At 60.8% G+C, this 20,128-nt stretch carries 17 protein-coding genes, 1 tRNA gene, 3 pseudogenes and 1 riboswitch; of the genes and pseudogenes, 12 read left to right on the top strand and 9 right to left on the bottom strand.

Annotation, left to right across the window (positions count from 1 at the left end; all coding sequences use genetic code 11):
* Positions 1-70: 70 nt before the first annotated feature.
* The 5 genes and pseudogenes from GKZ67_RS19900 to dxs all read right to left on the bottom strand — a co-directional run bounded on the left by GKZ67_RS19900 (position 71) and on the right by dxs (position 5,765).
* Positions 71-931: an aldo/keto reductase gene (locus tag GKZ67_RS19900; protein ID WP_173246001.1), complete on the bottom strand. Its 861-nt coding sequence runs from the start codon at positions 929-931 to the stop codon at positions 71-73.
* 123 nt (positions 932-1,054) lie between these two features.
* Positions 1,055-2,209, bottom strand: coding sequence for a T9SS type A sorting domain-containing protein (locus tag GKZ67_RS19895; protein WP_173245998.1), 1,155 nt, complete (start codon positions 2,207-2,209; stop codon positions 1,055-1,057).
* Positions 2,210-2,321: 112 nt separating this feature from the next.
* Entirely contained in the window at positions 2,322-2,711 is a 390-nt protein-coding gene (locus GKZ67_RS19890; protein WP_173245995.1) for a delta-60 repeat domain-containing protein, read from the bottom strand.
* A 251-nt stretch (positions 2,712-2,962) separates the two neighbouring features.
* A pseudogene (locus tag GKZ67_RS19885) lies at positions 2,963-3,619 on the bottom strand (delta-60 repeat domain-containing protein); the annotation flags it as partial.
* 201 nt (positions 3,620-3,820) lie between these two features.
* A pseudogene (gene dxs, locus GKZ67_RS19880) lies at positions 3,821-5,765 on the bottom strand (1-deoxy-D-xylulose-5-phosphate synthase).
* 284 nt (positions 5,766-6,049) lie between these two features.
* On the opposite strand from dxs, the gene GKZ67_RS19875 reads away from it, so the two are divergent.
* The 6 genes from GKZ67_RS19875 (at position 6,050) to GKZ67_RS19850 (ending at position 10,252) form a co-directional block, all read left to right on the top strand.
* Positions 6,050-6,361, top strand: coding sequence for a carboxypeptidase regulatory-like domain-containing protein (locus GKZ67_RS19875; protein WP_173245989.1), 312 nt, complete (start codon positions 6,050-6,052; stop codon positions 6,359-6,361).
* The gene (locus tag GKZ67_RS19870; protein WP_173245986.1) at positions 6,343-8,157 is read left to right on the top strand and encodes a TonB-dependent receptor domain-containing protein; all 1,815 of its coding nucleotides are present in this window, start codon (positions 6,343-6,345) and stop codon (positions 8,155-8,157) included. Before GKZ67_RS19875 ends, GKZ67_RS19870 begins: the two co-directional genes overlap by 19 nt.
* Positions 8,100-8,915 carry an outer membrane beta-barrel protein gene (locus tag GKZ67_RS19865; protein ID WP_173245983.1) on the top strand — a complete coding sequence of 272 codons (816 nt, stop codon included), beginning with the start codon at positions 8,100-8,102 and terminating at the stop codon, positions 8,913-8,915. The genes GKZ67_RS19870 and GKZ67_RS19865 overlap by 58 nt, the downstream gene beginning before the upstream one ends.
* A complete protein-coding gene (locus GKZ67_RS19860) occupies positions 8,876-9,031 on the top strand; it encodes a hypothetical protein (RefSeq protein WP_173245980.1) in 156 nt (51 codons plus the stop codon). The genes GKZ67_RS19865 and GKZ67_RS19860 overlap by 40 nt, the downstream gene beginning before the upstream one ends.
* A 250-nt stretch (positions 9,032-9,281) precedes the next feature.
* A complete protein-coding gene (locus GKZ67_RS19855) occupies positions 9,282-10,118 on the top strand; it encodes a lysylphosphatidylglycerol synthase domain-containing protein (RefSeq protein WP_173245977.1) in 837 nt (278 codons plus the stop codon).
* Entirely contained in the window at positions 10,100-10,252 is a 153-nt protein-coding gene (locus GKZ67_RS19850; RefSeq protein WP_173245974.1) for a hypothetical protein, read from the top strand. The genes GKZ67_RS19855 and GKZ67_RS19850 overlap by 19 nt, the downstream gene beginning before the upstream one ends.
* Before the next feature lie 41 nt (positions 10,253-10,293).
* Here GKZ67_RS19850 and GKZ67_RS19845 read toward each other — a convergent pair whose 3' ends face one another.
* Positions 10,294-10,704 (bottom strand): hypothetical protein, encoded by a 411-nt coding sequence (locus GKZ67_RS19845; RefSeq protein ID WP_173245971.1) that lies wholly within the window; start codon positions 10,702-10,704, stop codon positions 10,294-10,296.
* Positions 10,705-10,881: 177 nt separating this feature from the next.
* Here GKZ67_RS19845 and GKZ67_RS19840 point away from each other — a divergent pair, with 177 nt between their 5' ends.
* The 3 genes and pseudogenes from GKZ67_RS19840 (at position 10,882) to metX (ending at position 14,383) form a co-directional block, all read left to right on the top strand.
* Positions 10,882-11,181, top strand: a complete 300-nt coding sequence (locus GKZ67_RS19840) for a LysM peptidoglycan-binding domain-containing protein (RefSeq protein WP_173245968.1) — start codon at positions 10,882-10,884, stop codon at positions 11,179-11,181.
* Between the two features lie 221 nt (positions 11,182-11,402).
* Positions 11,403-11,517: riboswitch (SAM riboswitch) on the top strand.
* A gap of 362 nt (positions 11,518-11,879) precedes the next feature.
* Positions 11,880-13,262, top strand: a pseudogene (locus GKZ67_RS25370) (O-acetylhomoserine aminocarboxypropyltransferase/cysteine synthase family protein).
* A gap of 251 nt (positions 13,263-13,513) precedes the next feature.
* Positions 13,514-14,383 carry an alpha/beta fold hydrolase gene (gene metX, locus GKZ67_RS19830; RefSeq protein ID WP_317172195.1) on the top strand — a complete coding sequence of 290 codons (870 nt, stop codon included), beginning with the start codon at positions 13,514-13,516 and terminating at the stop codon, positions 14,381-14,383.
* A 72-nt stretch (positions 14,384-14,455) separates the two neighbouring features.
* Here metX and GKZ67_RS19825 read toward each other — a convergent pair whose 3' ends face one another.
* Positions 14,456-15,493 carry an alpha/beta hydrolase gene (locus GKZ67_RS19825; RefSeq protein ID WP_173245965.1) on the bottom strand — a complete coding sequence of 346 codons (1,038 nt, stop codon included), beginning with the start codon at positions 15,491-15,493 and terminating at the stop codon, positions 14,456-14,458.
* Between the two features lie 65 nt (positions 15,494-15,558).
* A complete protein-coding gene (locus GKZ67_RS24160) occupies positions 15,559-15,684 on the bottom strand; it encodes a hypothetical protein (RefSeq protein WP_262889617.1) in 126 nt (41 codons plus the stop codon).
* Positions 15,685-15,833: 149 nt separating this feature from the next.
* On the opposite strand from GKZ67_RS24160, the gene GKZ67_RS19820 reads away from it, so the two are divergent.
* Positions 15,834-16,736 (top strand): LD-carboxypeptidase, encoded by a 903-nt coding sequence (locus GKZ67_RS19820; RefSeq protein WP_173245962.1) that lies wholly within the window; start codon positions 15,834-15,836, stop codon positions 16,734-16,736.
* Positions 16,737-16,749: 13 nt separating this feature from the next.
* Here the strand turns inward: GKZ67_RS19820 and GKZ67_RS19815 are convergent, their stop codons facing one another.
* A complete protein-coding gene (locus GKZ67_RS19815) occupies positions 16,750-17,187 on the bottom strand; it encodes a hypothetical protein (RefSeq protein WP_317172194.1) in 438 nt (145 codons plus the stop codon).
* A gap of 143 nt (positions 17,188-17,330) precedes the next feature.
* Between GKZ67_RS19815 and GKZ67_RS19810 the strand changes: the two genes are divergently transcribed.
* Both GKZ67_RS19810 and GKZ67_RS19805 read left to right on the top strand, forming a co-directional pair.
* Positions 17,331-17,403, top strand: a tRNA-Thr gene (locus GKZ67_RS19810).
* A gap of 1,163 nt (positions 17,404-18,566) precedes the next feature.
* On the top strand, positions 18,567-20,114 hold the full coding sequence (locus tag GKZ67_RS19805) for a family 43 glycosylhydrolase (protein ID WP_173245956.1): 1,548 nt from the start codon (positions 18,567-18,569) through the stop codon (positions 20,112-20,114).
* Positions 20,115-20,128 lie beyond the last annotated feature (14 nt).

Here is a 20,128-nt window from a genome sequence, read left to right as displayed (position 1 = left end):
GCCAACGCCTCATCTATTCAACAAACCCTATGTTACCCGGCTTTCTCTAACGCGCCTGGGCGCATTGGCGTTACGCCGCCTTTATCTTATCGAGGGCCGCCATGTCTTCGGCCGACAGGTGAATATCAGCGGTTTTCATATTCTCTTCCAGGTGTTTCACCTTTGAGGTGCCGGGAATGAGCAGGATATTGGGCGAGTGGTGCAAGAGCCAGCTCAGAGCAATCTGCTGCTGAGTAGCGCCGTGCTTTTGGGCTACGTGGTCGAGGGCAGCCAGGGCCTCGGCGTTGCCGCCCGCCAGCGGAAACCACGGAATGAAGGCCATATGCTGCTCGCGGGTGTAGTCAAGCACGGCTTCCCACTTGCGGTTGTCGACGCTGTACATATTCTGCACCGACACGATTTCGACGAACTCCTGTGCCTTCTTAATCTGGTCCACATCGACCTCCGAGAGGCCAATGTGTTTAATCAAGCCGTCTTTTTGAGCCTTTTGCAGGAAGCGCAAGGTATCCTCAAACGGCACCTTGGGGTCGACGCGGTGCAGCTGGTACAAGTCAATCTGGTCGAGCTTTAGGCGCTTGAGGCTGCCGTGCAGCACTTCTTCAAGGTGTCTGGGGCTGGCATCGACGGGCCACTGGTTGGGGCCGGTGCGCAGCAAGCCACCCTTGGTGGCAATCACGAGGCCCTTTTGGTAGGGGTGCAACGCTTCGGCAATCAGCTCTTCCGAAACGTTGGGCCCGTAGCTGTCGGCGGTGTCGATAAAATCGACGCCCAGCTCCACGGCCCGCTTAAGGACGCGGATAGATTCGGCGTGGTCCTGGGGCGGCCCCCAGATGCCGTCGCCGGTGATACGCATGGCCCCGTAGCCGAGGCGCTTTACGGTGAGGTCGCCGCCGATGGTGAACGTGGCGGGGTAAGAAGTGGTAGTAGCCATTGGTGGAAAAGGAGTTAAGCATGAACGCCACCGGGCCGCGCTGGCCCGGTGGCGTTCACTAAGACAATCCGAATCCGGCGATTGTTTAGCCGCAGCCATTCAGTGGTTCGCCGCTCGCCTGGGCTACGGTTCTACCACTACCTTTTGCTGATACATACCCATCGGGCCGGGGATGCGCAGCACGTAGATACCCGCTGCCACGGTGCTGAGGTCCAGCGAGGCTTCGGCCTGCCGGGCGGGCAGCGCCCACTGGCGCAGCACCTGGCCGGTGAGACTGAGCAGCGTAGCCTGCGTGGGCTGGGTGAGGGCAGGCAGCACCACGGTCAGCTGCTGGCGGGCGGGGTTGGGGTATACCACCAGGGCTTGGGCGGCAGTAGCTGACAGCGTAGCCGTGACGGTACCCGGAATGAGGCGCACGATACCCCCACGCACCTGCCCCAGCACTGAGGTGAAGGAGCCGTAGGCGATAATCTTGCCATCGGCCGGCTGGTAGAGGTAGCCATTAAAGGCATTGTCGCCCGTGAAAATATTGGCCGGTGTGCTAATGGGCGCAAACGTACCGTCCAGGCCGCCGTTGCTGTTCAGGCGCACCAGCTTGGCATCCCCGTAGACACCCGTCGTGCCTCCGTAGACGTTCGTGTTGGCCAGGATGTAGCCATCGGGCTGCACCAGCACTATGCTATACCTGGTGGCCAGTTGATTGAAGGTATTATCCACGGCCCCGTCGGCGGTCAGGCGCAGGATGCTGTAGGGGGCAGCCTGGCCGTTAAAGCTGCTTACCCCGTTGATTAGCAACCGGCCATCGGGCTGGGCCAGCACTGTGAAATAATCTCCCGCGTTGGGGCCCGTGCCAGTGGCAAAGGTATTGTCGAGGCTCCCGTCGGTGTTGAGGCGCGCGAGCACCGTCCCCGCCCCGGTGGTGGCGAAGAGGCTGCCGGCTACCAGCTCATCGTAGGTGATAACCAGCTTGCCTGAGGCCTGCAGCGCCACGCTGCTGACCCGCCGCGGCAAGGTGCCCACTGGAGGCACAAACGAGTTGTCGACCGTACCATCGGCCTTGAAGCGGACCAGCCCATTGCGGGCAGCCCCGCCAAAGCTTGTAAATGCGCCATAGACCAGGATTTTGCCGTCGGGCTGTACTAGCAAGCCCTGCGGGTAAGGATACGCTGTAGGAGTGCTGCTGTTCTGGACGACAGGGTTAGCAAACGCGTTGTCAAACGTGCCCGAGGGTAGCACTCGCAGCAAGGCATACTGACTGCCCGTACCAATGAAACCCATGGTAAAGAAAGTACCGTCGGGCTGCGCCCCAGAATAGAGCTGGCCGTACTGCTGTAGGTACCATCCAGCGTGCCGTTGGCGTTCAGGCGGCGCACCGACGCGCTGGCGCTCGTCAGGGTCGTGCCATTGAAAGACGTGAAATTGCCCTGCACCAGCAGCTGGCCGCTGGCCAGCTGCGCGGCCTGGCTGATGCCCCCCGGGTTTCGAGCAGCGGCGGGGTAAAGGCAGCATCCTCGGCCCCGGCGGCCGTGAGGCGTACCAGGCCGGTGCGGGCACTGCCACTGTCGTACTGGGTCAGGTTGCCTACGGCGAGCACCTGGCCGCCGGTAGTGGTAGCCAGGGCAGTTACCGCATTGTTGGCACCCGCTCCGGTGGCAAAGCCGGTATCGACCGCGCCGGTGGGCAGCAGCCGCACCACCCGGCCCCGCGCTACGCCGTTATACTGCGTGAAGCTCCCGCCCACCAGCACGTTGCCGCCGGGCAGCAGCACCAGCGTGCGCACGGCTGTTGGCGCACCGGTACTCGTAGCCGAGCCGCTGCCCGTAGCAAAGGTGTTGTCGAATTGTCCATTCGTTTGCAAACGCACAACGCCGGGGTTGGCGGTGCCACTCGGGCCAGGCTGCCGCCTACCAGCAGCTTACCATCGGGCTGCTGCGCCAAGGCGTAGGTGACGAGGTAGGTACTGGATGCAAACGGCGAGCTGAACCCGCTATCGATGCTACCGTCGGCATTGAGACGCTGCAATCCGGCGCTTAGCGCCGAACTGATATTGCCGCCACTGCCGCCCAGCAGGATTTTGCCATCGGCCTGCACCAGGATGGTTCGCACGAAGTCGCCTACCGTGCTAGCTGGCGGGGTAAAAGAAGCATCGGGGGTACCATTGGCATTGAGGCGTTGCACGGTCGGCAGCGGGGTGACGCTAAAGCCGGCGGTGCTCCCTACCAGGATTTTACCATCAGGCTGCACGGCCACGGACCCTAGCTGGCGCAGCCCCGTCAATGGCAATCCCGCAAAGCTCGCATCGAGGGTGCCGTTGGCATTGAGGCGCGCCTGAGCCAGTATCGACGTGCCGTTGTAGGTTGTAAAGCCTCCCACGATAATAATCTTGCCATCGGGCTGCAAGGCCATACCCACAATAAAGCCGTTGGCCCCCGTGCCACCAGGGTTGAATGTGCCATCTACGCTGCCGTCAGCGTTCAGGCGCATTATCTTGCTGGCCAGGGTACCGTTGGCAAAGTCGAAACCGCCCGCTATCAGCACCTTGCCGTCGGGCTGCACCAGGGTTAGTTGCACGCTGGTCTGCAAGCCGCCCGTATAGGGCACCTTTAGCGTGGTAGCCTGAAAGGTTGGATCCAGCGTCTGGGCCCGGAGCGGGGTGAGCTTACCCAGCGCCAGCGCAACCAGTAGCATAAATAAAGAAGTAAAAAAATGCTTCATGTGTAAAAAAACAGAAAATGAGATGATTTTAGTGAACAGCCTACTCTCTAAACCTCAAAAATATATTGTCGCAATCTATTCTAATACCTTTCTACTGAGAGCTAGCTCGAGACAACCAAAAAAAGCCCCATAGCGGGCGCTACGGGGCTTTTTCAGCAGAATATTTTTCTACTTTCAGCGGCGCTGGGGCTCACGAACCGGAGCCACCACCTGGGCGCCCAGCTCGCGCACGGCCTGGGCAATACCACTGACATCGAACCCGCACTCTTTATAAAGCTGGTCCTGGGTGCCATGCTCTACCACGCGGTCGGGAATACCGAGGCGGCGGACGGGCAGGTGCTGGCCGTGGTCGGCCAGAAACTCCAGCACCGCCGAGCCGAAGCCGCCTTGCAGGCAGCCATCTTCCACCGTTACAATGGCGCGGTAGCGGCGAGCCACGGCCAGCAGCATTTCCTCATCGAGCGGCTTGCAGAAGCGCAAGTCGTAGTGGCCCACGCTAAGGCCTTCGGCGGCCAGCGCCTCGGTGGCCTTCACGGCATAGTTGCCGATGTGGCCGATGCTGAGGATGGCCACGCCGCCCGCCTCGCCTTCGCGCACTACGCGGCCCGTGCCGATTGCCACCCGCTGCAAGGGCGTGCGCCACTCGGGCATTACGCCCTCACCGCGCGGGTAGCGAATGCTGAACGGCCCGGCATTTTCGGGCAGCTGGGCCGTGTACATCAGGTTGCGCAGTTCCTGCTCATTCATGGGGGCCGACACCACGATGTTAGGGATGCAGCGCATGTAGGCCAGGTCGTAGCAGCCGTGGTGGGTCGGGCCATCGGCCCGGCAAAGCCGGCGCGGTCGAGGCAGAACACTACGTGCAGGTTTTGCAAAGCCACGTCGTGGACCACCTGGTCGTAGCCGCGCTGCATAAACGACGAGTAGATGTTGCAAAACGGCACCATGCCCTGCGTGGCCAGGCCAGCCGAGAACGTAACGGCGTGCTGCTCGGCAATACCCACATCGAAGGCGCGCTCGGGCATAGCCGCCATCATAATGTTCAGCGAAGAGCCGCTGGGCATGGCCGGCGTCACGCCCATTAGCTTATCGTTGGCCTGGGCCAGCTCGACGAGGGTATGACCGAACACGTCCTGGTACTTCGGCGGCTGCGGCTTATCAGGTATTTTACTATATATTTCGCCCGTAATTTTATCAAACAAGCCCGGCGCGTGCCACAGCGTCTGGTCTTTCTCGGCCAGCTCGTAGCCTTTGCCCTTCACCGTGACGCAGTGCAGCAGCTTGGGCCGGGAATACTCTTGAGGTCGTTGAGTACGGCTACCAGGTGCTGCACATCGTGCCCGTCGACGGGCCCGAAGTAGCGGAAGTTCAGCGCCTCAAACAGGTTGCTCTGCTTCATGAGGGTTGCCTTCATGGCAGCCTCCACCTTGCGGGCAATCTGCTGCGGGTTGGGGCCAAACTTGCTGAGCTTGCCCAGTACGTTCCAGAGCTCGTCGCGCACCTTGTTGTATGTGCGCGAGGTCGTGATGTCAGTGAGGTATTCCTTGAGCGCGCCCACGTTGGGGTCGATGCTCATGCAGTTGTCGTTGAGCACGACAATCATGTTATTGCGGATAGCGCCGGCCTGGTTGAGCGCCTCAAAGCTCATGCCGGCCGTCATGGCACCATCGCCAATCACGGCAATGTGCTGGCGGTCAAACTCCTTTTTATAATCCGAAGCCACGGCCATGCCCAGCGCCGCCCCAATGCTGGTGCTGCTATGGCCCACGCCGAAGGCGTCGTACGGGCTTTCCGACATCTTTGGAAAGCCCGACATGCCGCCGTAGCGACGGTTGGTAGGAAAGCGGTCGCGCCGGCCGGTCAGGATTTTGTGGCCGTAGGCCTGGTGGCCCACGTCCCACACCAGCTGGTCGTGGGGTGTGTTAAAAACATAGTGCAGGGCCACCGTCAGCTCGACCACGCCGAGCGAGGCGCCGAAGTGCCCGCCGTAGATGCTCACCGTGTCGATGATAAAGTCGCGCAGCTCGGTACTTACCTGCACTAACTGCTCGGGCGCGAGCTTTTTAAGGTCGTCGGGCGAGGATATCGCCGCCAGGAGCGGGCCGGGTTCAATTATCATCGGGGCAGGCAGAAGAGAGAGCGCAGTAGCTAACCGCTAAGCAGGCTAAAAGATTGGCCCGCCGACCCCAAAGGTACGACAAGGGTACGCGGGCGGTTCTTACTGACCGACCTTTGCGCCAGCGTTTGGTCGGATAATACTCGTTCTCGTCGGCGAATCAGCAAAAACCTGCTGCCGGGTGCAACCATTTCTGGTTAATTACGCACTTTGGCCGTTATGAATTTTATGAGCAAGACTACACTACCCACAGCTGGGCTCCTTACCGCTGTTTTATTAGCCAGCCCTTGCTGAGTTACAGCCAGGCCGGCGGCCGGCCGGCCACAACGGCTGCGCCGCGCAGCACAGCGGGCCGCCTCTCGGGCACCGTCACCGATGCTGCCACGGGCAAGCCGGTATCGTACGCCACCGTGAATGTAATCAACCCCACCACCAACAGCCCCGTGAACGGTGGCGTGGCGGGCGACGATGGCAAGTTTGTGCTGCCCGTGCCGGCCGGCACCTACCGCGTGGAGGTAAGCTTTATCGGCTACCAGACGCAGGTTCGCAACAACATAGTGGTTCCGGCCGGTGGGGGAACGTGGCCCTGGGCACGGTAGCGATGGCCGCCGCGGCCCAAAAGCTCGGCGAGGTAGTCGTAACCGGCAAAAAGCCGCTTATTGAGGAGCGGGTGGACCGTACCATCTACAACGCCGATGTGGACAAAACCACCGCCGGCGGCGATGCCACCGATGTGCTCAAGCGCGTGCCGCTGCTGAGCGTCGACCTGGATGGCAACGTGAGCCTGCGCGGCTCAAGCAATATTCGGGTACTGATTAATAACAAGCCCTCGACCATTGCGGCCAGCAGCGTGGCCGACGCGCTGAAGCAGATTCCGGCTGACCAGATTCAGACCGTGGAGGTTATCACCTCGCCCTCGGCCAAGTACGATGCCGAAGGCTCGGGCGGCATTATCAACATCGTTACGAAGAGTGACAACCTGCGGGGCGGCTCGCTGGGCATCAATACCAGCGCGGGCATGCGGGCCAGCAACCTGGGCCTGAACGGCAACTACCGCAACGGCAAGTTTGGCGTCTCGCTGGGCGGCTTTGGGCGCACCAGCTACAACCAGCCGGGCAGCTTCGAGAACACTCAGAATAGCATCAGCCTGACCAATGGCGACCGCACCACGGTGGAGCAGTCGGCTGATACCCGGCGCCGCGATGCCTTCGGGCGCTACACGCTGGGGCTGACCTACGACTTCGATAAGCACAACTCGCTGGCCGGCTCGCTGGCCTATGGCGTACGCAACTCCGACAACTACCAGGATGGGTTGTTGAGTCGCATTGGCACCAACGGCGGCTCGCTGACCGCCAACTCGCTGCGCGACGTGGTTTCGACCAATCAGTCGAACACCATTGATGCCAGCCTCAACTTTACCCACACCTACCAAACCGAGCAGCGCGAGCTGAGTATACTGACACTGTTTAGCCGCAACAACCAGACGAACAACTTCACCAACAGCGTATTTGACCCCAGCGACCTGTCGAAAGGCAAGTATCTCGGCCAGCTGGGCAACGACAACAACAGCTACAACCAGGAATCCACCGCCCAGCTCGACTACCAGACGCCCACCGTCAAAAATCAGCTGCTGGAGCTCGGAGCCAAGGATATAGTTCGGCGCGTGAGCAGCGACTACAGCTACTTCTACGACCCGTCGCTGCAGCCACCTGCCGGCAGTGCCTCGCTCAACAACTCGTTTCTCTACCGTCAGAACATAACGGCCGCCTACGCCACCTATACCATCGGGCTGCCCAAAGGCTTTACCCTGAAACCGGGCGCACGCTTCGAGTACACGACTATTTCGGCCGACTTTACCAATAATAAAGGCGTACTCACCAACACCGCTATTCCCAACTACGGGGTGCTGGTGCCGAGTGTGAACTTCTCGCGCAAGCTGCAAAATGGCAACGTGCTGAAGCTGTCGTATAACCGCCGTATTCAGCGGCCATCGCTGCAGTTCCTCAACCCCAACGTGCAGGCCAGCAACCCACTCAACGCCTCGGCCGGTAACCCCACGCTGCGGCCCGAATACACCAACAACTACGAGCTGGGCTACAGCACCACCGTAAAGCAGAAGGTAAACCTGAACCTGACGGCCTTCATGCGCAATACCACCGGCGCTATCCAAACCGTGCGGGTACCCCTGCCCGACTCGCTCAACCCCAACCACATCCAGGGCGCGCTGTTAAGCACCTTCCGCAACGCGGGCACCGAGAATGCTTACGGCGGCAGCTTCTTCGCGGGGCCAACTCGGGTAAGCTCTCGCTCAATGCCAGCACCGATGTATACTATGCCGTGCTGCGCAACAACGATGAAAGCAAGCTCTATAACTCCAGCAACCAGGGCTTTGTGATAAATGCCCGGGCCTTCGGCTCCTACGACCTGGGTAATAGCTATTCGCTGCAGCTCTTCGGCTTTTACCGGGGCCAGCAGGTGCAGCTGCAGGGCTACCAGAGCGGCTTCGGCATCTATAGCCTGAGCTTGCAGAAAAGCTTTGCCGAGAAGCGGGGCAGTATCGGCTTCGGGGCCGAGAACTTCTTTACCGGCCAGATTCGCATTAATACCAATGTTTCGACGCCTTATGTCGACAGCTACGAGTACAATGGCACGAACGTGCCCATCAACGGCCCGGTGCTGACCCAGAACAGCACCAACGTTATTCATAACCTGAACTTTAAAATCAACTTCAGCTACCGCATTGGCAAGCTGACGGCCGGCGACACCGGGCGCCGCGGCAAGGGTGTCAACAACGACGACCTGAAAGAAGGCGGCGATACGGGTGGTGGCCTGGGCGGCGACCTGGGCGGCGCTGGCGGTGGTGGTGCCGGTGGTGCCGGCGGCCAGGGAAGCGGCCGTCCCGGCGGCCAGGGGGCGGCCGCCCCGGTGCTTATCCGGGCGCAGGGCAGCGGCCCGGCGGCGGGGGTCGTCCGGCCAGCGCTACCGACTCCACGCGCCGCACTATTCCGGCCGACTCGCTCCAGCAGCTGCGCAACCAGGCGGCCTACCCGGCGGGCACTACCGGCCGCCCGGCTTCCGCCGCGCCCGGCGCTACAGCTCCGGCCAGCCCTGGCTTGCCCGCTACCCAGCAGCCCGCCGACAGCTCGGCCGTAAAGCCCCGCACGCCGGCCGCCGCGCCCGTCAACAGCACGCCGGCCAACGCGCCCTCACCGGGCACTACCTCGCCGGGCGGCATCACCCCGGCGGGTAGCCCGGGCGGACGCCCGTAGCTAGCCACCTGCGTTAACGCCCTGAGTTAAAAAGCCCTGCCGCAGTACTTGCGGCAGGGCTTTTTCAGGGCCGGCAGCCCGGCCGGGCAAGCGGCAGTATTTTTGCCCGACCTTTCCCTGCCTATGCTGCCAGCCTCTCCTACTCCGCCCCAGCCCATGCCCGCCAGGAAGCCGACTTAATGCGGCAGCTTCGGCCGTCGCGCATTGTGCTGCCGGCGCTGATTGGGCTGAGCGTAGTAGCCTTTCTGTTTTGGCGCTCCTACAAGCCCGGCGACCTTGCCCGCTGCTTCATGCCAAATGGCAATGGCTCTTCATCACGCTGCTGGTACTCTGGGCACGCGACCTGGGGTATATATATAGAATACGCAGTATTTCGGAGCGCGAGCTGAGCTGGCGGCAGGCCTTTTCGGTAATTGTAGTCTGGGAATTTGCCTCCTGCGTGCTGCCTTCGGCAGCGGGCGGCACGGCGGCCGCGCCGGTCATTCTCACCCGCGAAGGCATACCGCTGGGCAAAGCACTGGCCTACACCATCGTAACGGCTTTCCTCGATAACCTCTACTACGTCCTGATGGTGCCACTGGTGGTGTGGCTCGCCGCCGATGGCCTGTACCCGCACGGCCTGCAGTCGGCGTTTGTGCAAACATTGCGCGTACTATTCATTTTTAGCTATGTAGCCGTGTCGGCCTATGCGGCCCTGCTTCTCTACGCCTTGTTTGTGAATCCGCATTCGGTGCGGCGGTTGCTGGTGCGGCTTACCTCCCTGCGGTTCATCCGGCGGTTTCGGCGGCTGGCCTACCGCCAGGGGCAGGAAATGGTCAATGCCTCGGCCCAGCTGCGCGATGCGGGCGCGGCGTACTGGTGGCGGGCCTGCCTGAGCACAGCTTTTGTGTGGACGGCCCGCTACGCCGTTATCGGCTGCCTCATCGCCGCCTTTGCCCCTATGACTACCGGCACCTTTCTGTTCATCTTCGCCCGCAACATCACCTACAAAGTTATTCTGCTGCTGGCCATCACGCCGGGGGCGCGGGCATTGCCGAAGGCGCATTTCCGACGTTCTTCGGCCGCTTTATGGGCACGGCCGCCATGACCAGCTTCCTGGTGCTGCTCTACCGCATCGTTACGTACTACTTCTACCTGGCGCTGGGCGTGGCCTACCTGCCCCGCTGGCTCGCTGGCCGGGCCATAAAAAAGGCCCGCCCGATAACGGAGCGAGGCCAATAAGCGGGCATAAGCCCTTCGTAATCAACTATACGCAGCTTCTGCTATTTTGCTTTCAGCATCAGCTTGGCGCCGCTGGTGCCTACCAGCGTCAGCTTGCTGTCAGTCAGGGTTTCTACGTTAAACGTGTTGCTGGTAGTGCTGCCCTCAGGGGTGAGGGTAATGGTTTTGGCGGCCTGGTCGAATGTGTACTTGCCGCTTTGCGTGCCGGCATAGGTGCCATTCGAGGCAAAGCTTATCTCCATATCCTGGGCGGCGGCATCCTGCTTCACTTTGTCGCCGGCGGCATCGGTCTGCTTGTCAGTTACCCACACTTTGCTGCTTGAGCCGTAGAGCATGCTCACGCCCTCCACTTTGCCTTTATCGCTGCCACAAGACGAAACCATGACTAGCAAAGCCAGCACACTCAGCAGCGAAGCAAAATAAGACCGGAGAGAAACGAGTGAAAGATTCATGAGAAAGGGGAAAAAGGTGTGAAGAAAAGCGGCGTTGGTATGGCTGTGCTTACGCAGCCTTATTTTTTTGGTTATCTGTAGTAACCCTATCGGTCCGCCGCCGTAAAAAGCCTACCAAGACGCCCTGCCCGGTTGGGCATTCTTTCTCTTTCACACTCACTTAACTGCACTTGTCACATGGGCTTGCTCGATTTTTTAAATAACGAGGGTGACAAAAAGCCCGCTGACCCCGCGCAGCCGGCTGCTGGCACTGGCGCTGGCACCGACTTTTTCGGCAACAACGCGGCTGGTGCTACCCCTGCCGCCGCTGGCACTACCTACACGGTTGTGAGCGGCGACTCGCTCTCCAAGATTGCTAAAAACCACTATGGCGATGCCGCCAAGTGGCACCAGATATACGAGGCCAATCAGGCCATCATCGGCAGTAACCCCGACCACATTGAAGTGGGCCAGGAGTTAACCCTACCTAGTATCTAGGTACTTTTTGCAGAAAAAAGGTGAGAAAAGCCACTCCAGCATTGGGGTGGCCTTTTTGTTTATAATCGACCCGGTCTTCCTGACCCGGCAGCAGGCGTTCGGCCCGTTTTTGGGAATTAGTAAGCAGCTTTCAGTAAAAAAATTTGCGCAACTGGTCGTCGCACCTATCTTTGCGCCTACCAAACCGGTACTCCCCGCAGCAGGCGGGGCAGTTATTATAAGTTTTATACAGAAGCGGCGAGAGATTAGGCTCCCTGACCCGCTGGCAACCTTCACTAGCTGAAAGGTGCCAATTCCTACCCCGGCAGCTGCCACGCAGCCCGGGGGCTATAAATCGAGTACCATGCTACACGCATTCTCCTCCGCTGTCTTCCCCGCTTCCGGCACTTTTGTGCGCGGCCGGGGTCACTGTTCGCCTTCTGCTTTGGCCGGCTTTGGCAGCCCCGCCCGGCGAATGCGAATGTGCTGTTGTTGCCAAGGCTAAGCCTTTCGGCCCGGCACTTCCTTTTCTTCTTCGCGGGTACTAACTATTGCGGGCCGTGCGCGAGCAGCCCGGCAACGAGGCGCACTGCGCCACACACCGTTGGTTATGCGCCTCATAATCAGTTTATTGATTATGCAAGAAGTTTTCCGAAAGTAGTAGCCGGGCTTTCTCTACCTGATTTCCAGCTTACTCACTTTTTAATTTCTTCCCCAACATGGCTACGCAGAAACTGCATTTCGACACCCTTCAGCTACACGCCGGGCAGCAGCCCGACCCCACCACCGGCTCGCGGGCAGTGCCCCTGTACCAGACTACCAGCTACGTGTTCAAGAACGCCGAGCACGGCGCCAACCTGTTTGCCCTGAAGGAGTTTGGCAACATCTATACCCGCTTGATGAACCCTACTACCGACGTATTCGAGCAGCGCATTGCGGCGCTCGAAGGCGGCGTGGCGGCGCTGGCCGTGGGCTCGGGGCAGGCAGCGCAGTTTATTGCCCTCAACAATATTCTCCAGGCCGGCGACAACCTGGTTTCCAGCTCCTTCCTCTACGGGGCAGCTACAACCAGTTTAAGGTGGCTTTCAAGCGCCTGGGCATTGAAGCGCGCTTTGCCGACGGCGACGACGCCGACAGCCTGGAGGCGCTCATTGATGAGAAAACGCGCGTTATCTATGTCGAAACCATTGGCAACCCCAGCTTTAGCGTACCTGATTTTGAGCGCATTGCGGCCGTAGCCAAAAAACACGACCTGCCGCTGGTAGTTGATAATACCTTTGGGGCGGGCGGCTACCTGTTCCGGCCCTTGAGCACGGCGCCCACATCGTGGTAGAGTCGGCCACGAAGTGGATTGGCGGGCACGGTACCAGCATCGGGGCGTGATTGTGGACGGCGGCACCTACGACTTCGGCAACGGCAAGTACCCGCAGTTTACCGAGCCCAGCGAAGGCTACCACGGCCTGGTTTTCAACGATGTGTTCGGTAAAAACGGACCGTTTGGCAATATCGCCTTCATCATTCGCGCCCGCGTGGAAGGCTTGCGCGACTTCGGGCCGGCCATCAGTCCGTTCAACTCCTTTTTGCTGCTGCAAGGCGTCGAAACCCTGAGCCTGCGCGTGGAGCGCACCGTAGAAAATGCCCTGAAAGTGGCGCAGTGGCTGGAGCAGCACCCACAGGTGGCCAGCGTCAACTACCCTGGCTTGCCCAGCAGCCCGCACCATAAGAACGCGGCCAAATACCTGAAGCGGGGCTTCGGCGGCGTGCTGTCGTTTGCGCTGCACGGCAGCAAGGAAACCGCCTCTTCTCTTATCGACAACCTGAAGATTATCAGCCACCTGGCCAACGTTGGCGATGCCAAGACGCTCATCATTCAGCCTTCGGCTACCACCCACCAGCAGCTAAGCGAGCAGGAGCAGCTGGCCTCGGGCGTAACGCCGACGCTGCTGCGCCTATCGGTCGGCATCGAGCACTTCGAGGATATTCGGGCCGACCTGGAGCAGGCGATTGCCGCTGCTACCAAGGCTGCCCCGCAGGGCGAGGCCGACGAAGCCGCCGCTGTTCCGGAAGCGGTAGCCGAGCACGCCCAGCCGCTGGAGGTGTAGCCCGGAGTTGCTGGCCCGCAGTGGGCACGGAGGCTTTTGCAAAAGTCGCCGTGCCCACTGCGGGCTACGTTATTTTATTAATATATGAAAAATAATATATTGTTTCTGCCTGACCCTTTGTCCCTGGAAAGCGGCGCGACGCTGGCCGGCGCTCGGGTAGCCTACCGCACCTGGGGCCAGCTCAACGCAGCCCGCGACAACGTGGTGTGGGTGTGCCACGCCCTCACAGCCAACGCCGACGTGCTGGACTGGTGGGCCGGACTATTCGGGCGGGCTGCTTTTTTGACCCGGCCAACTGGTTTATCGTGTGTGCCAACGTGCTGGGCTCATGCTATGGTAGCACCGGACCCCTCAGCCCCGACCCCGCTACCGGTGCCCCGCGCTACGAGGAGTTTCCATTGCTCACCATCCGCGACCTGGCCGCCGCGCATGAGGCGCTGCGCCAATACCTGGGGCTGGCCCGGATTCATACGCTCATCGGCGGCTCGCTGGGCGGGCAGCAGGCGCTGGAATGGGCCGTTGCGCAGCCCGAGGTGATGCAGCACCTGGCCGTTATCGCTACCAATGCCCGGCATTCGGCCTGGGGCATTGCCTTCAACGAAGCGCAGCGGCTGGCCATCGAGGCCGACCCTACGTACCTGGCGCACGCTGAGCAGGGCGGTAGCGCGGGCCTGCGCGCGGCCCGCGCTACCGCCCTGCTCAGCTACCGCGGCTACGAGGCATACAGGGCCACCCAAACCGATGAGGCCGACGACCCTCGCCTGCGCGACTACCGCGCCAGCAGCTACCAGCGCTACCAGGGCGATAAACTCGTGGCCCGCTTCGATGCGTACAGCTACGTCGCACTTAGCCGGGCCATGGATACGCACCACCTGGGTCGCCAGCGCGGTGGCGTGGCCGCCGCGCTGGCCCGCGTCCGGGCGCGCACGCTGGTTTTAGGTATTACATCCGATGTGCTATTTCCGCTTAGTGAGCAGCGCGAACTGGCAGCCGGTATTGCCGGGGCCACCTATGGCGAGTTGGACTCCAGCTATGGGCACGATGGCTTTTTGCTGGAAGTCAACCAGATAGCCCAGCATCTGGAGCACTTCTATGCGGCGCAGCTCGCGGCGGCTGAGTAAGCTGCACCGGAAATCCAACGGGACTCGTGCGGAGAAAAGCACGAGGCTTTGTTTGCCGCAGCTACTCAAATACTACCCGCGTGGGAGTTTGCCCGGCAAACCGCAGCGAGTAGATACCGGGGCCAGGCTGCCGCGCAGCAGCTGCAGTTGCTGGGCCTGGGGCTTCAGCTGCTGCACTACGCGGCCGGTCAGGTCAATTAGCTGCGCCTCGCCGAGGTCGCGCCAGTTTTCGGGCAGGGCAAGCTGCACCGCATCGCGGGCGGGCGTGGGGTAGGCAAAGGCGATGGGCACCGCCGGACTGGCCGTACGCGCTGCCAAAGCCGTACCGGGCAGCCGCAGCAGCGGCCGCAAAAAGTCGCGCACGGTCCAGAAAACCGTGTCGGCGTAAGCGGCATTGGTTTCAAAAGGAACGTGGTCGGCCCCTTTTAGCGGTCGCAGGGTGTTGCGGATGCCCAATGCCGTAGCGCGGGGGTTGAGGCGACCGCTGCCATACACATACTTAGGTGGCAGCAGCGAGCCAATGCGGCCCTGCAAATACGGAACCGTCGCATCGCGGGTGCCGTGTACGCTGCACAGCGGCGCGTTACCGGGCTCTATAATATTCGGGCTTTCGGTAGCGCCGCTTAAGCTGAGCACGGCGGCCACGGCATTGCTGTAGCCGGGGTTGCCGCTGGTGCCGTCAACGCCACCCAGCGCCGTGAGGTCGAGGTAGCTGGGCACTTCGCTGGCTTTATCGAGATAGCCGGTTTCGAGGGCCGCAAAGGCCCCGGCCGACGAACCGCTCACGATAATGTAATTACTGAATATTCGATACATACGCGCCGTGGCGGCATCCTTGCGAAAAAACCGCACGGCGGCTTTCATATCTTGGGCTCCCCGCAGGGCGGCCTGCGCAATCTTGGGCGTATCGGCCGGCGCGGCAAAGCCCGTGAAGGCGAAACCAAGTCGGTATTCGATGCTCGCCGTCACGTACCCCAGCTTGGCCAGGCGGGTGCAAAAAGCTACCGGGTAGCTATCCGTTTTGCTGCCCGCAACAAAGCCGCCGCCGTGAGCAAAGATGATAAGCGGCCGGCGCTTTACGGTATCGCCGGCGGGCTCATAGATGTCCATCGTCAGCTGCTGGGTGGTGCCATCATACTTGGTAGCCGAGCCGTAGGCGACGTTGCTGGTGACGGTTACATTCGAAAAAACTGGCCGGTAGTAGCGCCCGCCGGTGGTGTCGATGGGTGCCAGCTGGGCCGAAGCCAGGCGCGGGCCTGCCCCAGCAGAAAAGTCAGTAAAAAGTAGAGTAGTCGTTTCATAGAGATAAATGTCGCCGCTGCGCGACCAGCCTGAGCGTGAGAAGGGTAAAAAGGTTCGTAGCTGCCAACGGACGTTTTGTACGCAAGGTTGGCCTGCTGGCTAGGGTTTGTGTGTGAACTTTGGTCCCTCAGCTTCCCAGGCGTGTTTCATGACTTTAATTGCTCCTCCTTTTTTGCAAGCCGGCCAGCGCGTGGCCATCGTGGCCACGGCCCGCAAAATCAGCACGGCCGAGGTCAGCTTTGCCCGCCAGCTACTCACCAGCTGGGGCCTGGAGGTAATATTGGGCGAGAGTATTGGGGCGGCCCACTACCAGTTTGCTGGTGAGGATGCGCTGCGCCGCCGCGACTTGCAGCGCCAGCTCGACGACCCCGGTATTCGGGCCATACTGTGCGCCAAAGGCGGCTACGGCACGGCCCGGCTGGTTGATGAGCTGGATTTCAGCCGCTTTGCCGAAAGCCCCAAATGGCTGGCCGGCTTTTCGGACATTACCGTGCTGCACAGCCATTTGCTGCGCCTGGGCTACCAGAGTATTCACAGCGTGATGCCGGGGCTGTTTGGCAAGGTCGGTGGTGAGGAGGCCGTGCAAAGCCTGCGCCGTGCGCTGTTTGGCGAGCCGCTTCGCTACGACGCTCCGGCGCATCCGCTCAACCGGCCCGGCACGGCTCAGGGCGAGCTGGTAGGCGGCAACCTCAGCCTGCTGCATACGCTCACGGGCACTTCTTCGCAGGCCAGCTTCGCGGGGCGCATCTTATTTCTCGAAGACCTGGATGAGTACCTCTACCACATCGACCGCATGCTGCTGCACCTGCACCGCAGCGGGCAGCTGACGGGCCTGGCCGGGCTGGTAGTCGGCCATTTTTCGCAGATGCGTGACAATGCTATTCCTTTCGGCCAGACGGCCTATGAGATTATCGACCACTACGCTCAGCGCTATAGTTTCCCGGTAGGTTACGGCTTCCCCACCGGCCACGAAGCTGATAACCAGGCCCTGATAATAGGCCGGGGCGCCACCCTCACGGTAGGCCCCACGGGCAGCCACCTGCTTCAATAGGCTTTTGCCTATATTACTTACGCGTCTTACGCAGGGCCTGGGCCACGGCGCCGGCCACCAGCCCACCAAATGTGTACCAGGCTACGGTCATGGCCTGGGTTTGGGACGTACGGTTGCTGGGGGCCTCGCCCAGGCCCAATGGGCCGGGCAGCAGCACACCTCCCACCCCGGCCGCTGCGCCCAACAGCAGCCCGCGCCGCAGGCTATGCTTACCGCCACCAACTACACTGTAATACAGGCCGTTGGTCAATACATCGCCGAGCATAGTGGCTGTGTAGAGCGTACCGCCGTCGGGCTGCGGCAGGTCGGCCAGGCCCAACACCTTGCGCAGGCCTCGCTCGCCGAGCACATCCATGCGCGGCGCATCCTGGGGGCGCAGGCGGCGGGCGGTTTCGTGCAGCAGCGTAAGCGCGGCGGCCCCGGCAAAGCCGGCCGCCAGAGAAGGCAGCATTTTCATAGAGGTTATGTAAGGGGTTCCCAGTGTCAGACGTACCACAGGCAGCGGGGTTGCGTAAAATTTCGGCAAGGGTTGCGCCGCGACCAGCCGGCACCCTATATTTGCAGCCCCAACGGCGCAGGCCGGCCCAGGGAAACGCCGATTTAGCTCAGCTGGTAGAGCAGCTCATTCGTAATGAGCAGGTCGTTGGTTCGAGTCCAATAATCGGCTCATACATCCGTACCCGGAGCACCCGGAAAACTGCTTCTCACGTCGTGAAGGCAGTTTTCCGGGTTTTTTGCGTCTGGGGAATCGGTACTCCTGGGGCGTAAAGGGGGCGTGAGCCGCGCCCCCCTTTACGCCCCCTATTTATGGTTACCCAATAGCTAAAGGCGAAGCGCTACAAAATGCGCAACTTGCACGTACCGTAAGGTTTGTACACAATAAGCTTAGCCAGGCAGCAATTTATTGCGGCGCTAGCGGGCGATTTTTGACGTATCAGAATAACGAAACCCAGGTTTCTTGAAAAGAGCTTCAGTATGCTGTGGCCTAATAAATTATAGTTGCCCAGGTATTCCGACTGAAAGTCGGGTTGAAACCCACAAACTCCGTTAGCCGAGCCAGCAGAAATAACCTGCTCATGAGCTATGCCGACTGAAAGTCGGAGATTGAAACTGGCTTAGAGCCTGTTGTAAACTCGTGGTGTGCCAAAAGCCCTACCACCTGGCGGCGGGGCCGCAGCAGTATGCTGGCCTGGACTTCAGGCTATGTCCGTTATTGCTGCCCTGCCAACTCAACTTCCCGACCTGCGCCCGCGCCTGTTCGTTGGCCGGAGATTACTCTCAACAGCTGGCCCAGCACAAGCGCACAAACCTGGTTTGTGGAGGCTGCTCCAAAAGGGAACAGGAAAAATATAACGCACTTTCCAACTTGGTGTACCGGGCGGGCTGCCGGCTGTTCTCGGGCCTGGCATTCGCGCTAGTAGCTGCTTGACGGGCTTGTAGATTGATGCTCGTTAAGCAAGCGTAACAGCGGACACGGAAAGCAGCATCTTTTTCTGCTATACTTTTAGTGAATCGGTGTTCACGAAATAATTCAATTTTTATCGAACTGAATGCTACTTTTGCAAGCAGCTTCTTTGCACGGTATCCATTTTTATCAATAAGTAGCGCCAGCTAAAATTTCACGGAAAAATGGGCCCTCAAACGCTTGTTGGCTAATCTTTAGGCGATTATTCAACTCGTAAAAGTATTATTTCAACGATAATACAGAAGGCTTGGGCGAGAAACAGCAACGGGCTCGCCTGGCGTTTGCGGCTTGGGTGTATGTTTGTAACCTGAAAAGGTGTTCCCACCCCATCCTGTTTTCTTTCTATTCTTTTTTGCACTCCTCCCGTGTCAATCGAACTAGAACTCGCCTCTGCCCTGGCGGCTCCCGGCTTCTCGCCCGCCAGCCGGCCCGCTCCCACCCGCCCCAGCTACGACCACGTGGTGCTGCCCGGCGATCACCCCGACCCAACCGTTTTTAAGGTGGGCGATACCTACTGGGCCAGCGCTACTACGGCCGAGTGGGGTGCCATCTTCCCCCTGTTTACTTCTAAAAACCTACTGGACTGGGAACTAGTTGGCCACGTTTTTCCCGATAAGCTTCCCGACTGGGCGGGCTCCAACTTCTGGGCCCCTGAGTTTTACCAGGAAAACGGCCGCTTTTACGTGTACTACACCGCCCGCAAGAAAGGCGGGATGCTTTGCGTGGCCGTGGCCAGCGCTGACCGCCCCGAAGGGCCTTACCACGACCACGGCCCGCTGGTGGGCCAGGAAGCCGGCTCCATCGATGGCTTTGCCATGCCCGACGAGCACGGCGACCTCTACCTCATCTGGAAGGAGGATGGCAACTCCTGCCAGCAGGATACGCCCATCTGGGCGCAGCGCCTCAACGACGAGCGCACCGCCCTTATCGGCGAAGCCACCGAGCTGTTTGGCAACGACGCCAAGTGGGAAGGCCCACTGGTAGAAGGCTCGGCGCTGGTGCGCCACAATGGCTGGTTCTACATGTTTTACGCCGGCAACAGCTGCTGCGGCAAGGGCTGCAACTACGCTACCGGCGTGGCCCGCTCGCGCCACCTGCTGGGGCCCTGGGAAAAATATTCACAAAACCCTATACTAGACAGCAACGCCACCTGGAAATGCCCCGGCCACGGCACGGTGGCCGAGCTGGATGGCCGCTGGTTTTTGCTGCACCACGCCTACTTCGCCCAAAGTCACGAGTTTGTGGGTCGGCAGGGCCTGCTTAGCGAGTTTACCTGGAATGCCGACGGCTGGCCCGAGTTTGTGCGCCGCAGCCCGCAGGCCCTGCCCATTACCGATATGGGCCGCCTGCATATTGCTGAAGAATTTGCCGGCGCAGAGCTGGGCCCCGAGTGGCAGTGGCCGCTGGGGGTGGCGCGCCCGCGCACTGCCGTGCACCAGGGCCAGCTACAGCTGGGGGCGAGCCCGGTACGACTGGGGGCGGTGGTGGCGCGGCGCACGCACGTAGCCTCTTATAAAGCTGCTACCACACTCAATTTTGCCGATTTGCCGGCTGATACCTTCGCGGGCCTGGCTGCGGTTGGCGACCCCTACAACGCTCTGGCCCTGATGGCCGGCAACGGGCAGCTGCAGATATGGCACCTCAAAAGCGGCAAGCAGCACTGCCTGGTGCAGGAATTTGTGGCGCCCTGCGCCACCATTACCCTGCGCCTCGAAGTGTGGGGTGGGCAGCGCTACCGCTTCGCTTACAGCACCGACGGGGCCACCTGGCAAGCCCTACCAACCGAAAATTTTACGGTTAATGGCACCTACCTGCCGCCCTGGGACCGGGGCGTGCGCGTAGCGCTGGTAGCCCAGGGCGCCGAGGATAGCACGGCAGTGTTCAACAACTTTATCATGCGTAGCCAGCGATAGGCTGGCTACGCATG

It is taken from the genome of Hymenobacter sp. BRD67, from assembly GCF_013256425.1.
Taxonomy (GTDB): domain Bacteria; phylum Bacteroidota; class Bacteroidia; order Cytophagales; family Hymenobacteraceae; genus Hymenobacter.
Note: the sequence above shows the minus strand (reverse complement) of the source record. Positions and strands in the feature narration are given on the sequence as shown.

Excerpts from the sequence above, each read along its gene's own strand:
- GKZ67_RS19895 (WP_173245998.1), bottom strand. The coding sequence starts at position 2,209 with ATGGGTTTCATTGGTACGGGCAGTCAGTATGCCTTGCTGCGAGTGCTA.
- GKZ67_RS24160 (WP_262889617.1), bottom strand. The coding sequence starts at position 15,684 with ATGAAACGACTACTCTACTTTTTACTGACTTTTCTGCTGGGGCAGGCC.
- GKZ67_RS19850 (WP_173245974.1), top strand. The coding sequence starts at position 10,100 with ATGGGCACGGCCGCCATGACCAGCTTCCTGGTGCTGCTCTACCGCATC.
- GKZ67_RS19845 (WP_173245971.1), bottom strand. The coding sequence starts at position 10,704 with ATGAATCTTTCACTCGTTTCTCTCCGGTCTTATTTTGCTTCGCTGCTG.
- GKZ67_RS19840 (WP_173245968.1), top strand. The coding sequence starts at position 10,882 with ATGGGCTTGCTCGATTTTTTAAATAACGAGGGTGACAAAAAGCCCGCT.
- GKZ67_RS19825 (WP_173245965.1), bottom strand. The coding sequence starts at position 15,493 with ATGGACATCTATGAGCCCGCCGGCGATACCGTAAAGCGCCGGCCGCTT.
- GKZ67_RS19820 (WP_173245962.1), top strand. The coding sequence starts at position 15,834 with ATGACTTTAATTGCTCCTCCTTTTTTGCAAGCCGGCCAGCGCGTGGCC.
- GKZ67_RS19900 (WP_173246001.1), bottom strand. The coding sequence starts at position 931 with ATGGCTACTACCACTTCTTACCCCGCCACGTTCACCATCGGCGGCGAC.
- GKZ67_RS19815 (WP_317172194.1), bottom strand. The coding sequence starts at position 17,187 with ATGCTGCCTTCTCTGGCGGCCGGCTTTGCCGGGGCCGCCGCGCTTACG.